We start from the raw sequence: 14,387 nt of genomic DNA, 5'->3' as shown, positions 1-14,387 counted from the left end.
CATTGCCGGGCGAACGGCCCCGGCTGGCGCGCTATACGGCGAGGCTCGGCCAGTTCGAACGCAAGGGGCGCCGCCGGGTCCTGGCGCCCCAGAGCGGCATCGATTTCAGCTCCAACGATTATCTGGGGCTGGCGTCGTCATCGCGCTTGCGCGAAGCCCTCGTCTTTGCCGTCGACCGCGGCGTACCCGCCGGCGCCGGCGGCTCGCGCTTGCTGCGCGGCAACCACCCCGAGCACGAAGCCCTGGAAACTGAAGCCGCCCGTTTCTTCGGCTCGGAGCGCATGCTCTATTTCAATGGCGGCTATACCGCCAATCTCGCCGCGCTCTCCACCTTGCCCCAGCGCAGCGACCTCGTCGTCCGCGACGCCCTCGTCCATGCCAGCGCCCATGCCGGCATCGCGGCCGGCCGCGCAGCGACGGTGGCCGTGCCGCATAATGACGTCGCCGCCTTCGAGCAGGCCATCCGCGCCTGGCGGGCGGGCGGCGGTAGAGGCCATCCCTGGATCGTGGTCGAGAGCCTCTATTCCATGGATGGCGACATCGCGCCCCTGGCGGAACTGATGGCGCTGGCCGATGCCCATGATGGTTTCCTCTATGTGGACGAGGCCCACGCCACCGGTGTTCACGGCCCGGGCGGGCGCGGCTTTGCCTCCGCCTTGGAAGGCCGCGACAACGTCGTGGTGCTGCATACCTGCGGCAAGGCGCTCGGCTCGTCGGGAGCACTCATCGGTGCCGGCGCCGTGCTCTGCGACGTCCTGGTCAATCACGCCGCGCCCTTCATCTATGCCACCGCTCCCTCGCCACTTCAGGCTGTGCTGGTGCGGGAGGCACTCCGCGCGCTGACGGATGAGCCGGAACGGCGTGAACGCGAATTGGCCCTGATCGCTTTCGCCAACCGCCTGCTGGTCGAGCGACTGGGCATCGCGACCAGCGGCTCGCAGATCCTGCCTGTCATCATCGGCGACAATGAGCGCTGCCTCGCCATCGCCGAACGGATGCAGGCGGACGGCTTCGATATCCGCGCCATCCGCCCGCCGACGGTTCCAGCCGGCACAGCGCGTTTGCGCATTTCAATCACGCCCAATGTCGATGAGCAGGCCATCACGCAAATGGTCGAACGGCTCGCCACGGTGATGGCGGAGGATGGGCGATGAAGCGCAGATCCTGGAAGCGCGGATGTCCCGTTCGCCTCTTCCTTTCATCGAGGCGCAGTGTTTCCAAGAGCGGACGAGGACGTCCGCGGTCCCAGGAGCTGCGCCATGATTGATGAGGCCCATCCGCGCATCGTAGTCACCGGCACCGACACCGGCATCGGCAAGACCGTATTCTCAGCCGCTCTCGCCCATGCGCTCGAGGCCAGCTACTGGAAGCCGGTGCAATCGGGCCTCGATGAGGAGACCGACAGCGAGACGGTGGAGCGCCTGGGCAGGCTCCCATCGAACCGCATCCTGCCCGAAACCTACCGGCTCGCCACGCCGGCTTCGCCGCATCTCTCGGCTGCCATCGACGGGATGGAGCTCGATCCCGACACGCTGGATCCGCCGCCGACCTTCGGCCCGCTCGTCATCGAAGGAGCCGGCGGACTGCTGGTTCCACTGACTCGCCGGATCGTGTTCGCCGACGTCTTCGCGCGCTGGCGCTATCCGGCGATCCTCTGTGCCCGCACGGCGCTCGGCACCATCAACCACACGCTGCTGTCGCTCGAAGCCCTGCGCCGCCGGGGCATTCCCATCCTCGGCATCGTCTTCATCGGCGACGAGCAGCCTGACAGTCAGTCCGTCATCGCCGAGATCGGCGATGTCCGGAGCCTGGGCCGGCTGCCAAAACTCGATCCCCTGACCGCCGATGGCCTGCATGCCGGCTTTCGGAAGTGGATCGACCTATCCACTATCAAGAAGGGGCTTGCCTCATGCTGAAATCCCTGCCCTCGCCGGTCTGGCATCCCTTCACCCAGCATCGGCTCGATCCGGTGACGCGCCGGATCGCCCGCACGGAAGGTGCCTTCCTCTATGAGGAGGACGGGCGGGCGGTGCTCGATGCGATCTCCTCCTGGTGGGTGATCACCCATGGCCACCGGCATCCCGCCATCATGCGGGCGATCCGGGAGGCCAGCGAACGCTTCGACCAGATCATCTTCGCCGACTACACGCATGAGCCGGCCGAGACGCTGGCCAGGGGCCTGATCGAGCTCGCGCCCTCGGGCCTCGCCCATGTCTTCTATTCCGACAGTGGCTCGACCGCGGTCGAGGTCGCCCTGAAGATGGCGCTCGGCTTCTTCCACAATCGAGGCACGCCGCGCTCGCGCATCGCGGTGATGGAGCACAGCTATCATGGCGACACCATCGGCACGATGTCGGCCGGTGAACGCGGTGTTTTCAATGCGGCCTACGGCCCCTTGCTGTTCTCGGTCGACAGCCTGCCCTTTCCCGCCGCCGGGCAGGAACAGCGCACGCTCGATACCTTCGAACACCTCTGCCGGCAGGGTGACATTGCCGCCCTGTTGATCGAGCCTTTGGTGCTGGGTGCCGGGGGCATGCGCATCTACGCGCCCTGGGTTCTCACCGAACTGAAGCGGATCGCCGAAACCCATGGCGTCCTCCTGATCGCCGACGAGGTGATGACCGGCTGGGGGCGCACCGGCTCCCTCTTCGCCTGCCAGCAAGCCGACATCACGCCCGACATAATGTGCCTGTCCAAGGGGCTCACCGGCGGCGCCGTGCCGCTCGCAGCAACCCTGTGCACGGCGGAGATCTTCGAGGCGCATCTGTCTGATGACCGCAGCCGCACCTTCTTTCATTCCAGTTCCTATACCGCCAATCCCATCGCCTGCGCGGCGGCCTGCGCCAATCTCGACATCTGGCGCGCAGAACCGGTCACGGAACGCATCGCAAGCCTGGCCGCCGAACACAGCCGTCGCCTCGACCATTTCCGGCGCGATCCGCGTTTCTCCGATATCCGGCAATGCGGTACCATCGCGGTCATGGAGATCGCCGTGCCTTCGGGCGGCTATCTTTCCGATGCGGGGCCACGGCTGCGCGCCTTCTTCAAGGCCCGCGGCCTGCTCATCCGTCCACTCGGCAATGTGATCTATCTGATGACGCCCTATTGCGTCACGCCGGATGATCTCGACCGTGCCTATGCGGCCATAGACGAGGCGGTGGACCTGGTCGCCGGCATCAGTTCGTGACCCGTTGCCGTTCGAGCCGCGTACTCGGCTTCGGCCACTGCGTGCCGGAACGCCGGGTCGGCAATGCCGAGATTGAGGCAAAGCTCGGGCTCGAGGCGGGTTGGATCGAGCGGCGGACCGGCATCCATCATCGCCATTGGGCAGGCCCCGCGGACACGCTGAGCGGACTTGCTGCCGAGGCCGGCGCCGCAGCCCTGGCCGATGCCTGTATTACGGCCAACGAAGTGGGGTTGGTCCTGCTGGCGACCTCGACCCCCGACCATTTGCTGCCGCCCTCAGCACCTTTGCTGGCACATCGCCTCGGACTGGCCAAAGCCGGGGCCGTCGATCTTGCCGGCGCCTGTTCGGGCTTCCTCTATGCCCTCACGCTTGCCGATGGCTTCGTACGCACCCAGGAGAAGGCCGTGCTGGTGGTTGCCGCCAATATCCTGAGCCGCCGCATCAACCCTCAGGAGCGTGCCAGTGCCGTGGTGTTCGCAGACGCCGCCGGCGCCCTGCTGCTCGGCCCCTCGCGCGACGAGGAGACCGGCCTCATCGGCGTCGACCTTGCCTCGGACGGCAGCCTATACGACCTGATTTCCATTCCGGCCGGCGGCAGCAATCGCCCCTTCGCCCCCGAGATCGCCGCCCAGGACTTCCTGATGACCATGCGCGACGGCAAAGCGGTGTTCTCGCAGGCCGTGCGCATGATGAGCCATTGCGCCGAAAAGGCCATGGCTCGGGCAGAGATGACGGCGGTGGACATCGATCGCTTTGTGCCGCATCAGGCCAATGCGCGGATCTTCGATGCGGTCTCGGCCGAACTCGGGCTGGACACAGCCAAGACCGTGCGCAGCATCGAGGACTACGGCAATTCCTCGGCGGCCACGATTGCGTTGTCGCTATCGCTCGCCCATCAGGCCGAACCGTTCAGGCCGGGCGAAAAGCTGCTGCTTTCCGCGGCCGGCGCCGGCATGACCGGGGGCGCCGTGGTGCTGGGCATGGGGTGATGACGGGTGCGAAAAGCTTCAGTTTTGAGGAACAGCGAAGACCTCAATGCCGAAATCGAGGCCAAGCTCGACCAATTTAGCCAATGTCCGCAGCGAAATTTCATCGCCGAAATAGCCATCGCCAAGAAACTCAACGATGATCCACGTCCTGCCGCCGCTTTCCCTCAGGCTCAGCAGAAAGGCTTTGTGGGGAAGAAGGCGATCAACCAGTTCTTCAACACGACTGGCAAACCATTGCTTTTCGACACAATGCCGCTCGCCATAGCGCCAACTCGTGTCCGGGTAGACGCCCGGCTGTGGCGTGCCTTTTGGAGTCTTACGCGCATCTCCAACCCGACTCTGGATTTTCGGCTCAAGTCCGACCGCAGCCGTGATTTCCGCTGGATCGATGCTTGGATGTTTGATGAAGAGTTGGAGCTCGAACCGCCGTTGCGTCTCTCCTTCAGAGTCCGCTCCGTCTTGTTTTCTCCTACCGAAGGGCACGACGTTAGACATTGTCCGCCCCTTCGAGCCTCAACTCTTGCCGATCTGGCGCGGAACCTGCACGAAGTCCTCGAGGTTGAGGCCCTTTTCCGCGAGTAGGGCTTCCAGCACCGGCTGCAAGCGCCCCAGGCTCTCCTGGACGGCATCGCGCACGGTATCGACCACCACCTGGGTGTCGCGCTCGATCTCGATATTGAGCCGGTCGCCGGCGCGCTTGTCCTCGAAAACGGTCATGCGGCGGGTTTCGGGAATGAGCCAGACTTCGAACCAGCCTTCCTTCTTGTCGACTTCCGACACGGTCAGGCTGGCGCCATTAATGGCGATATAGCCTTTGGCGAAGACGTAGCGCGCGAAATCCGGCGGGATGGCGATGCGGATGACCTTGTTGCCTTCCGAGGTGCCGACGGAGTCGATGGTGGTGGAGAAATCGACATGGCCCGAGATCGGATGCCCGCCGATTTCGGCGCCATCTTTGGCGGCGCGCTCGACATTCACGCGATCGCCGGCGACATAGTCGGCCAAGGTGGTGATCTTCAGGCTTTGCAGCATCACATCGAAGGTTGCCTTCTGCGCCGAGACCAACTCGGTTGCCGTCAGGCAGACACCGTCCACCGAGACGCTGGCGCCGATGGCGAGCCCTTCGCTGAAGCCCTCGGGAAAGCGCAACGTGAAGGTGCGCAAGCCGTCATGATCCTTGACGGCGTCGATATCGGCGACGCCCTGAATGATGCCTGTAAACAAAGAAGAGGTCCTGTCAATGAAGCCGGAAGCCGAACAATGCATCGGCGCCTCGCGATGACGCCTTTAATCATAGATAGGCATGGTTGGGAAAGCCGCCAAGCGCGAGCACCGTACGAAGATGGCTCCCGATGCCTTCAGCGGATCGCCAGCTGGCTTGCCGGATCGAAGAAGTGCAGGCTGTCGGCCTGAAGCCCAACCTTCACGGCATCGCCGGCCTTGCGCCTCGCACTGACAGGCGCGCTGATGCGCATGCGGGTGGAAATCACGGCCGGCGCACTTTCGTCCAGTTCGTCCAGCCCCGCGCGCTTCTGCTTTGCGCCCGTCCCGGGCTCGACGAGATCGACATGGATGAGCAGGCTCGCCCCCAGGTCCTCCTGAAAGGCGATGCGAGCGGAAAGCGCCTCGGCAGCACCATCGGCGACGAACAGGTTTTCGGGACGAATGCCGACCACGACCTCACGATCGCCAGCAGCGGCAAGCCCAGGCCTTTCCTGTACGAAAGCGGCCGGCAAGGGCAAAACGAGGCCCGGCAGGGCAACCTCCATCCCCTGCCCGCTCCGGAGCAGCCGGCCGGGCAGCAAATTGATCGGCGGCGCGCCGATGAAGGTGGCTACGAACAGATTGACCGGCCGGTCGTAGAGCTCGCGGGGCGGCGCCAATTGCTGCAGCACACCGCCGTTCATCACGGCTACGCGATCGCCCATGGTCATCGCCTCGACTTGGTCATGCGTTACATAGACCGTGGTCACACCGCTCGCCCGCTGCAGGCGGGCGATCTCGGCACGCATCTGACCCCGCAGTCGGGCATCGAGGTTGGACAAGGGTTCGTCCATCAGGAAGGCAGCGGGCTCGCGCACGATCGCTCGTCCCATGGCGACGCGCTGGCGCTGGCCGCCGGACAACTGTCCGGGGCGGCGGGTGAGCAGCTTGTCCAGCTCGAGCATGGCGGCGGCGGCCTTCACCTTCTCCTCGATCACCTCGCGCCTCTCGCCGCGCACCTTGAGGGCGAAGCCGACATTGTCTGCGACGGAAAGATGCGGATAGAGCGCATAGCTCTGGAAGATCATCGCGACGTTGCGCTCGCGCGGCGACAGGTCGTTGGCCACCTCCGCACCGATCGAGAGCGTGCCGCCGGTGATGGTCTCCAATCCGGCGATCATGCGCAGGGCCGTGGACTTGCCGCAGCCCGACGGACCGACCAGCACCAGGAACTCGCCGTCTGAGATGTCGAGATCCAGTTTATTCACCGCCAGATGCCCGTCGGCATAGGCTTTGCTGACCTGGGAAAAGCTGATTGCGGCCATGACAGAACCTTCAATGGGCCGACTTGGTCAGGCCCTGCACGAAATAGCGATTGAGCAGGATCATCATCAAGACGATGGGAAGAGTGGAGAAATGCGCCAGCGCGCCGAGCGTGCCCCAGGAAATGTCCTTGGTGCCATAGGCCGAGAGCAGCGCCACCGAGATCGGCTTGCTGTCGGCCCGGGTCAGGAACATCGAATAGAGGAAGTCGTTCCAGGAGAACATGATGCAGAAGATGGCGCTGGCGATGATGCCGGGCACCACGGACGGCAGGGCAGTGAACAGGAAGGTGCTCCAGTCGTTGCTGCCGTCGGTCAGCGCCGCCTCCTCGATCGACACCGGCGAGGCACGGAAATAGGAGAACATCATCCACACCACGAAGGCGCTGTTCAGGGCGGTGTTGAGCAGGATCACCGCCCACCAGGTGCCGAGCAGGCCGATATCGCGCATCATCAGATAGAAGGGTATCAGCGTCGCGACCGGCGGCACCGTGCGGATGGCCAGGAAAAAATAGGCCAGCCACACGGCTTTCGGATTCTTGGATCGGGCCAGGGCGTAGCCGGCGGGAACGCCGAGAAGCAGCGACAGCAGGGTCGAGCCGATCGAGATGATCAGGCTCGATTTCACCAGCGACCACAGGTCGAACAGCCGGAAGACGTTTTCGAAATTCGCGAAGGTCGGCTCGAAGAAGAGCTGCGGCGGCGTGGTGAAGATATCCCTCGCCGGCTTATAGGCGGTGGAGAACAGCCAGACGATCGGAAAGAGCGCGATGGCGAGGATGACGATGAGGGCAGCACGCCTTGCCCATAATCCCCTGTCGGCAACAGCCTCACGCATTGCGGTTCCTCGCAGGCCTGACCAGGAAGATGAAGAAGGCCGCCATCACGCCGATGCAGACGGTGATCAGATTGCTCACGGCCGAGGCCCTGCCGATATTGAAGAATTCCAGCCCCTGCTTGACGCCATGGATCATCAGCGTGGTGGTGGCATCGCCGGGCCCGCCGCTGGTGCTGACATAGATGATATCGAAAACACGGAAGGCATCCATCATCCTCAGCACCAGGGCCAGGAAGGCCGCCGGCAGCAGGAGCGGCAGGATGATCAGGGCGAAGCGCTGCACGCTGGTGGCGCCGTCGACCTGTGCCGCCTCGAGGATATCCGTCGGCAGGGACTTCAGCCCGGCCAGCAGGATCAGCGCCATCAGCGGCGTCCACTCCCAGACGTCGACGGCGATCAAGGTCGGCAAAGCGAGCAGCGGATCGGCAAGCAGGCCTCGCGGCCCCGAAATGCCGGCCTCGGCCAGGAAATAGCCGAGCACGCCATAGTCGGCGTTGAGCATGGCCTTGAAGATCAGCCCGACGACCAGCGGCGTCACCGTGGCCGGGATCAGCAACAGGCCGAGGGCAATGCGGTTGAACAGGTCGTCGCGCCAGAGCAGCAAGGCGATGCCGAGGCCGAGGATGAACTCGAGGGAAACGGCACCGATGGTGAAGATGAAGGTGTTGATCAGCGCCTGACGGGCGGTCTTGTCGTTCCACAGGGCGATATAATTATCGAGCCCGACGAAATGCCGGCCCGCCGGGCGAACGAGACTGTATTCCTGGAAGGAATAGAAGATCCCCTGTGCCATCGGCCAGACGGCGATTGCCAGCACATAGAGTATGGCGGGAGCCGCCAGAAGGATCAGGAAGAGCTGGCGCTTGCGTGCATAGGACAGGCGCCGGGGCATCGCCCTCGTGGCGCCGTTGCTTCCGACGAGACGCGTTGAACTACTTTCCAAAACCAGGCTCTCCGGAATCGTCGACGACAAGACAGGCGCGAGCATGATCGCGCCGCCCTCGGTGGCAATGCAACCTTGCTTGGACAGGCCCTGCGGAAGTTAGTTCCCAATGAGCGCATGCTCGCTGCACTCATTGGGAGATTTCAGGCTCAGAACAGCTTTTCAGCCTGGGCCTGGGCATCGTCCAGGGCTGCCTTGGGATCGGCGTTGCCGACTAGCACGCCATTGACAGCCGAGCCGATCAGGTCCTGCAATTCCGGATATTGCGGAATGCGCGGCCGGAAATCGACATTGCCATGTTCGAAGGAGGTGGCCAGCACGGGCAGGAACGGGAACTTCGCCAGAAGGTCCTTGTCCGTCATCTCGCTCTTGCGCAGATAGCTGCCGGCACCGCGCAGATTGAATTCCTTGTGCACGGCCGGGCTGGTGATCCACTTGATGAAGGCCCAGGCCGCCTCCTGCTTGCGCTTGTCGATATCGGCGTTGATGCCGAGCCCCCAGCCGCCGATACCGTATTCAGGTTCCTTGCCGGCACGCGCCGGCGTCAGCATGATGCCGACCTTGCCGACGACCTTGGAGATTTCCGGATTATCGTAGCCGGCGGCGCCGATCGACCAGGTCTGCATGTTGGCGACCATGCCCTGGCGGAAGCTTTCCTCGCGCGCGCCCCAATCATAATCGGCCGCGCCGGGAGGAGCCGCCTTGTCGAACAGCTTCTTGTAATCCATGACGCTCTGGAGATTGGCCGCCGAATTGAGCGTGGGCTTGCCGTCCGGCCCCAGGATCGAACCGCCGAGCTGGAAGTTATATTGCATCCAGTCTTGCGCCACGGCCGGGCCCTTCTGGCCATTGGCGACGAAGCCGAAGGTCTTCTTGGCCGGGTCGGTCAGCTTGATCGCATCGGCGATGTAGTCTTCCATCGTCGCCGGCGGCTTCAGGCCCGCTGCTTCATAGAGGTCCTTGCGATAGGCCAGCACATTGGCATAACCGGCGAAGGGAAAGGCGACCTGCTTGCCCTTGTAGCCGCCCAGGCCCTTCATCAGACTGGGATAGATATCGTCAACCTTGATCTCGGCGGCATCGCGCTTGATCCAGTCGGTGAGGTCGACGGTATAGCCGGCTTCGGCGAACTGCCCCGACCAGACGATGTCGGTGGTGGCAATATCATAGCCCTTGGTGTGACCGACATAATCGGCCGTAATCTTGGTCAAGAGTTCGGGATAGCTCAGGATCTCGACATTGACCTTGGCGCCGGTAGCCTTCTCGAAATCCGGCGCCATTGCAGCCAGGATCACCGCGAACTGGTCGTTCTGCGATGCCAGGCTCAGCGTGACGCCGTCGAAACGTTCCTGGGCCTGCGCGCCTCCCGCAAACACCAGAAATCCCGCCAGCATGAGAGAGCGGCATTTTGCCGTCATGTTCATCGTGGGTCCCCTCCGTTACACCCTCGCAACCGGGAGGCTATCATTGCATTTTTTACGCGCAATCAGAATGTGAGAAATTCGACCACACTCAAACATTTTTTTGCAACTTAATAAAAAACGAACCCCACATCCTCGCAAATTCTAACAAATTATTACATAATTTTGTTTGGTTTGTTGCGCATGACCCTTTTCTGCCCTGCGCGGACAGGATAGATTTCCGGTAGCGGCCAAGAGGGAACGCAGAGCCCCCTCATGCGCCGGCAAACCAGGACCGGATGGGGAGGGTTCGATGTCGGCACGACAGGAAGCGGACAGGAAGGACGATACGCTCACGCGATGCATAGGCTGGGCACAGCAATGGAGCGCTGAGTTTCCTTATATGCTCGCCAACCACCTGCCGATGATCCTGGTTGCCATGCAGCGCATGGGCGCTGATGACCGGCGGCTGGAGGAGTTCTGCGAGATCTACCGCGTCCAGAACGGCCTCGTTCCGGTGCCTGCCCCCAAGGAGGTAATCTCCCGGGAAAACTGGCGCGACACCCTGGGAGATCGCGAACGGGAGGGCGATTACCGCACTTTCTTCCGGTCGGAGGTTATGCGGCTCGGGGCCACGCCGGCAGCCCGGCTCTATCTGCCCGTCCTGTTCGACGGCTTTGCCGCCAGCGCAATGCATGCCTTCATGCGCATGGCCTATGCGACCTGGACGGACAATGACGAGGAAACCGCCATCGCTCTCGCCTATTGGGCCGCAACCTATCTCGACCTCGGCACCGGCCGGGGTGAAGCCGGCACAACCGACGATCCGCTCGATGTGTTGGCCTATATGTATGGGCCTTCCTCCTTCCGCCATATCGTCACAGAATGCGACCTGCTCTGGCACAATATGCGCGCGGTCGCAGCCAAGCCGGAATTCGCGCCCGTGCACGACATGCTGGCCATCGGCCCCGATACCATGGACCGGTACGCCCGCCTGTCGCTGGCGCTCTTTGCGGCCACCCAGGATTTCTCCCTGCTGCATGCCCTTACCGGCACGCATTGGTTGCGCATGATGGCGCCGCGGTCGCCCGACCCGACGATACCGATGCGCCGCTTCTGGCAGGCCATCGCCTCGCTGATTCCCAAGATCGGCTTTCCCGACATTCCGGCGGCCGAACAGGTGGAAGCATGGCGTCGGCAGAAGGTGCCGGACTGGCCGGAGATTTTCGCCGAGGCCGTCAGGCACGATGACGAGCACGATCTCAGCCTCAGCTTCTCGGCCTCCGAGGAATTCAAGCTTTATCGCGATCCGCTCTACAACTACGTTGCCGCCAAACGTCTCGGACTCATCTGATGCTGCTTGCCAATGCCACCCTGCCCGATGGACGCCGGGCGGATGTCCATATCGTCGACGGGCGTATCGCTTCGATCGAGGAGTCCCGCTTCCAATTGAGCGCTCCGGCTCGGCGCGATCTTGCCGGTGCCCTGCTGCTTCCCGCCTTCATCGATGGCCATATCCACCTCGACAAGACCCATATGGGCGCGCCGCTGGTGCCGCATGTGCCGGGGGAAAGCGTGCGCGAGCGCATCGCCGCCGAACGCGTAGCCCGGCATGCTGTCCCCCTGCCCGTCGAGGCTCGCGCCACCAATCTCCTGCGTCGCCTCGTCGCCAACGGCACCACCCGCGTGCGCAGCCATGTCGACATCGACAATGACGTAAAGCTCGCCAACCTGGAGGCCCTGCTCGCCGTTCGGGAACGGTGGAGGCCTTGGGTCGACATCGAGATCGTCGCCTTTCCCCAGAGCGGCGTCGTAAGCGAACCCGGCGCCGCCGACCTCCTCGATGCGGCCCTCGCTGCCGGTGCGGACCTGATCGGCGGGCTCGATCCCGCTGGTTTCGACCATGACGTGCCAGGCCAGCTCGACATCGTCTTCGCCCTCGCCGAAAAATACGGCAAGGGGGTCGACATCCATCTGCATGACGGCGGCGAAACCGGTGGCTCCGAGCTGCGCGACATTGCCAGCCGCACCGAGGCGCTCGGCCTGCAGGGGCGTGTGGTGGTGAGCCATGCTTTTTCCCTCGGCGATCAGTCTCCGGAGAGCTTCGGCCGCACCGCGGAGGCCCTGGCGCGCGCCGGCGTGGCGATCATGACATCGAGCCCGGCCGCCGTGCCGGTACCGCCGGTGAAGGCGCTGCGCAGCCATGGCGTCACCCTGTTTGCGGCCTCCGACAACATCCGCGACTGCTGGTCTCCCTTCGGCAATGGCGACATGCTCGATCGTGCCGCCATCGTCGCTTCCCGGCAGGAATTCTACGCCAACGAGGATCTGCGCATGGCACTCGACCTTGCCACCGTCGAGCCGGCCAAGGCTCTCCGAGTTGCCGGCTACGGCCTGGCACCGGGTGCGCCGGCCGATCTCGTCGTCATCGACACGCCGAGCGTCGAGGAAGCCGTGATCAACCGCCCGCCCCGCAAGCTCGTGCTGCGAGGCGGCGTGGTCGTTGCCGAGAACGGCGTCGTGGTCGAGACACTGCCGATCTGATACCAGGTCGCATAAAGCTCGACCCGTCATTCCCGGCGCCGCCGCAGGCGGCGGAAAGAGAATCCAGGAGCGGCGGGGCGCGGTTTCAGCCCCCTAGCTTCCCTTCCCCTCGCTACGCTCGGCCGGGAATGACACGCTCCCATTGCCGGCCCAGTCCCTCATTCGCAGGCGCTGCCGCCTCATTTCCTCGATTGCGGATAGATCGTCTCGCCGCGCTTGAGCATGGCGACGAAGGCCTCGATCTTCTTCTTCCGCCCGGCCTCGGTCTTGGTGTTGTGCATGCGGAAGGCCAATGCGAAACGGTTCTGTGCGCTGAGCGCGCTTACCATCTGCAGCGCATCCGGTTCGGCCTCGATCGCGGCCTGCAGATCCTGGGGAATTTTGAGATCCTTGCCGCTCCCATAGGCCCGATCCCAGCGGCCGTCCGCCTTGGCGGCCTCCACCTGCTTCAACCCGTGTTCGGTCATGCGCCCCTCGGCGACCAGACGGGCGACATTGTCGACATTGATCCGGCTCCAGATGCTCTTGCGCCCGCGCGGCGTATAGCGCTGCAGGAAGCTGCGCTCGTCGAGCCCCTTGCGCACCGCGTCAATCCAGCCCCAGCACAGCACCACGTCGATCGCCTGCTTGGCCGTGATCGAGGCGAGCCCCGAGCCCACCTTGTGGATTTTGATCCAGACTTCGCTTTCGCTGTCGTGATGGTCGCGAAGCCAGGCATGGAAGCTGTCGGCATCCGCGAATTCACGGATCTTGGCGGGATCGACGGTGACGGGCGGCATCGGGGTTCCTCACGCTTGGGTCAATGCAGGAGCGGCTTGGGCTGGACGAGAGGCCAGCGCTTAATGATCCGATATTCCCTCTTCCCCAACCTGCTGTGAACCATGCAAAAATCTGCGACCCGAATAGAGATCGGGTCGATTTGCTGTTCCGATATTGGCCACTCGCCGTAGGAAAGGGTCAGATGTGGGGTGAAATCCGGAAAGGCACGCATCCCCAACTTGGTCATGGCCGCACCCAGTATTTCATGGAGCTCGAACAGGGCTGCCCCTTCACAGCACAGGATGAGCGGATAACTCGGTGCCCTGCCCCGTTTGGGGATCGTGCCAAAACTCTTGATAGCATTGAGCGTTATCTCGAAAGCGGGCAATTGGACGAGATCGCCGGCTAGTTCCGCCGCATAGGTGCGCGGCGACTTGAGCCGCTTGAAGTCGCCGATATGGTGGAGCGAGACGTGGAAGCGGTCCTGCCGCAACATGCTCCCGCGGAAATGGTTCGCCTCAAGGAAATCCTGCCTGAATCGTTCGATCCGAAGCGCATCCTCTGCGGCAGGAAACACCGCGAAGAACAATCTCTCCCCTCGCACTGGCCCACGCGGAAGCTCGCCATAGAACTCAAACGCCAACTGCATGATGACCTCGCGTTCTCGATCGGCATAGCCCGAATTAGAACAAAAAGAGAACAATGGTCAACCGAATTGTATCTGGTTGCGAGGCGGCTGATGGCTGCCACCCTAGTGCTGCCCGGCCAATTTCCTCACCTCGGCGGCATCTTCTCGAATTTCGGCAAGGCCGGATCGAGGTGGTCCCACTCATAGCCGCCGCTGGTATAGGTCACCGCCTGCGGCTTGTAGCGGCTCGGCTCGTCAAGGCTCGCGGCACGAACGGCGAAGAATTGCGGCATGGACGAGAAGGTCAGATAGACCGGAGACCCGCAGGTTGGGCAGAAATAGCGGTTCTTCCTGACGCCGCTGTCGGCCACCATCTCCCAGGGCCGCCCTTCCCCGGTGAGGGTCACATTCTGCCGCGGGAAGGTCAGGTGGGACTGATGCCCCGTGCCGCTTTCGCGCTGGCAGTCGCGGCACTGGCAATCATTGCTGAACACCGGATCGGCAGTGATCTCGTAGCGGATCGCGCCGCAGGCGCATCCGCCGGTATAGGCCTTGCTCATCTCGTCCTCCTCGC

At 63.5% G+C, this 14,387-nt stretch carries 15 protein-coding genes; 6 read left to right on the top strand and 9 right to left on the bottom strand.

The annotated features are described in order from the left end of the window. Positions 1-2 precede the first annotated feature (2 nt). The 4 genes from U1R88_RS02735 (at position 3) to U1R88_RS02720 (ending at position 4,176) form a co-directional block, all read left to right on the top strand. Positions 3-1,154, top strand: a complete 1,152-nt coding sequence (locus tag U1R88_RS02735; RefSeq protein ID WP_425545388.1) for an 8-amino-7-oxononanoate synthase — start codon at positions 3-5, stop codon at positions 1,152-1,154. 105 nt (positions 1,155-1,259) lie between these two features. Beyond that, positions 1,260-1,916, top strand: coding sequence for a dethiobiotin synthase (bioD, locus tag U1R88_RS02730; RefSeq protein ID WP_322429856.1), 657 nt, complete (start codon positions 1,260-1,262; stop codon positions 1,914-1,916). Next, a complete protein-coding gene (locus U1R88_RS02725) occupies positions 1,910-3,187 on the top strand; it encodes an adenosylmethionine--8-amino-7-oxononanoate transaminase (RefSeq protein ID WP_322429855.1) in 1,278 nt (425 codons plus the stop codon). The genes bioD and U1R88_RS02725 overlap by 7 nt, the downstream gene beginning before the upstream one ends. After that, entirely contained in the window at positions 3,184-4,176 is a 993-nt protein-coding gene (locus U1R88_RS02720; RefSeq protein ID WP_322429854.1) for a beta-ketoacyl-ACP synthase III, read from the top strand. The genes U1R88_RS02725 and U1R88_RS02720 overlap by 4 nt, the downstream gene beginning before the upstream one ends. An 18-nt stretch (positions 4,177-4,194) precedes the next feature. Here U1R88_RS02720 and U1R88_RS02715 read toward each other — a convergent pair whose 3' ends face one another. The 6 genes from U1R88_RS02715 to U1R88_RS02690 all read right to left on the bottom strand — a co-directional run bounded on the left by U1R88_RS02715 (position 4,195) and on the right by U1R88_RS02690 (position 9,906). Next, positions 4,195-4,671, bottom strand: coding sequence for a DUF4279 domain-containing protein (locus tag U1R88_RS02715; protein WP_322429853.1), 477 nt, complete (start codon positions 4,669-4,671; stop codon positions 4,195-4,197). A gap of 18 nt (positions 4,672-4,689) precedes the next feature. Beyond that, positions 4,690-5,400, bottom strand: a complete 711-nt coding sequence (locus U1R88_RS02710; protein ID WP_322429852.1) for a riboflavin synthase subunit alpha — start codon at positions 5,398-5,400, stop codon at positions 4,690-4,692. A 134-nt stretch (positions 5,401-5,534) separates the two neighbouring features. Then, positions 5,535-6,704, bottom strand: a complete 1,170-nt coding sequence (locus U1R88_RS02705) for an ABC transporter ATP-binding protein (protein WP_322429851.1) — start codon at positions 6,702-6,704, stop codon at positions 5,535-5,537. Positions 6,705-6,714: 10 nt separating this feature from the next. Then, complete coding sequence (locus tag U1R88_RS02700) at positions 6,715-7,539, bottom strand: carbohydrate ABC transporter permease (protein WP_322429850.1); 825 nt, start codon at positions 7,537-7,539, stop codon at positions 6,715-6,717. After that, positions 7,532-8,431 (bottom strand): carbohydrate ABC transporter permease, encoded by a 900-nt coding sequence (locus tag U1R88_RS02695; RefSeq protein WP_322429849.1) that lies wholly within the window; start codon positions 8,429-8,431, stop codon positions 7,532-7,534. Before U1R88_RS02695 ends, U1R88_RS02700 begins: the two co-directional genes overlap by 8 nt. 200 nt (positions 8,432-8,631) lie before the next feature. After that, positions 8,632-9,906 (bottom strand): ABC transporter substrate-binding protein, encoded by a 1,275-nt coding sequence (locus U1R88_RS02690; RefSeq protein WP_425545375.1) that lies wholly within the window; start codon positions 9,904-9,906, stop codon positions 8,632-8,634. 289 nt (positions 9,907-10,195) lie between these two features. On the opposite strand from U1R88_RS02690, the gene U1R88_RS02685 reads away from it, so the two are divergent. Together U1R88_RS02685 and U1R88_RS02680 are read left to right on the top strand one after the other, a co-directional pair. Beyond that, on the top strand, positions 10,196-11,236 hold the full coding sequence (locus U1R88_RS02685) for a questin oxidase family protein (protein ID WP_322429848.1): 1,041 nt from the start codon (positions 10,196-10,198) through the stop codon (positions 11,234-11,236). Next, entirely contained in the window at positions 11,236-12,426 is a 1,191-nt protein-coding gene (locus U1R88_RS02680; RefSeq protein WP_322429847.1) for an amidohydrolase family protein, read from the top strand. The genes U1R88_RS02685 and U1R88_RS02680 overlap by 1 nt, the downstream gene beginning before the upstream one ends. Before the next feature lie 179 nt (positions 12,427-12,605). Here the strand turns inward: U1R88_RS02680 and U1R88_RS02675 are convergent, their stop codons facing one another. The 3 genes from U1R88_RS02675 to U1R88_RS02665 form a co-directional block, all read right to left on the bottom strand. Continuing rightward, complete coding sequence (locus U1R88_RS02675) at positions 12,606-13,205, bottom strand: YdeI/OmpD-associated family protein (protein ID WP_322429846.1); 600 nt, start codon at positions 13,203-13,205, stop codon at positions 12,606-12,608. Between the two features lie 20 nt (positions 13,206-13,225). Next, positions 13,226-13,834 carry a 2'-5' RNA ligase family protein gene (locus tag U1R88_RS02670; protein WP_322429845.1) on the bottom strand — a complete coding sequence of 203 codons (609 nt, stop codon included), beginning with the start codon at positions 13,832-13,834 and terminating at the stop codon, positions 13,226-13,228. Between the two features lie 125 nt (positions 13,835-13,959). After that, a complete protein-coding gene (locus U1R88_RS02665; RefSeq protein WP_322429844.1) occupies positions 13,960-14,373 on the bottom strand; it encodes a GFA family protein in 414 nt (137 codons plus the stop codon). Positions 14,374-14,387 lie beyond the last annotated feature (14 nt).

This window comes from Labrys sedimenti, assembly GCF_034424805.1.
GTDB lineage: Bacteria > Pseudomonadota > Alphaproteobacteria > Rhizobiales > Labraceae > Labrys > Labrys sedimenti.
Note: the sequence above shows the minus strand (reverse complement) of the source record. Positions and strands in the feature narration are given on the sequence as shown.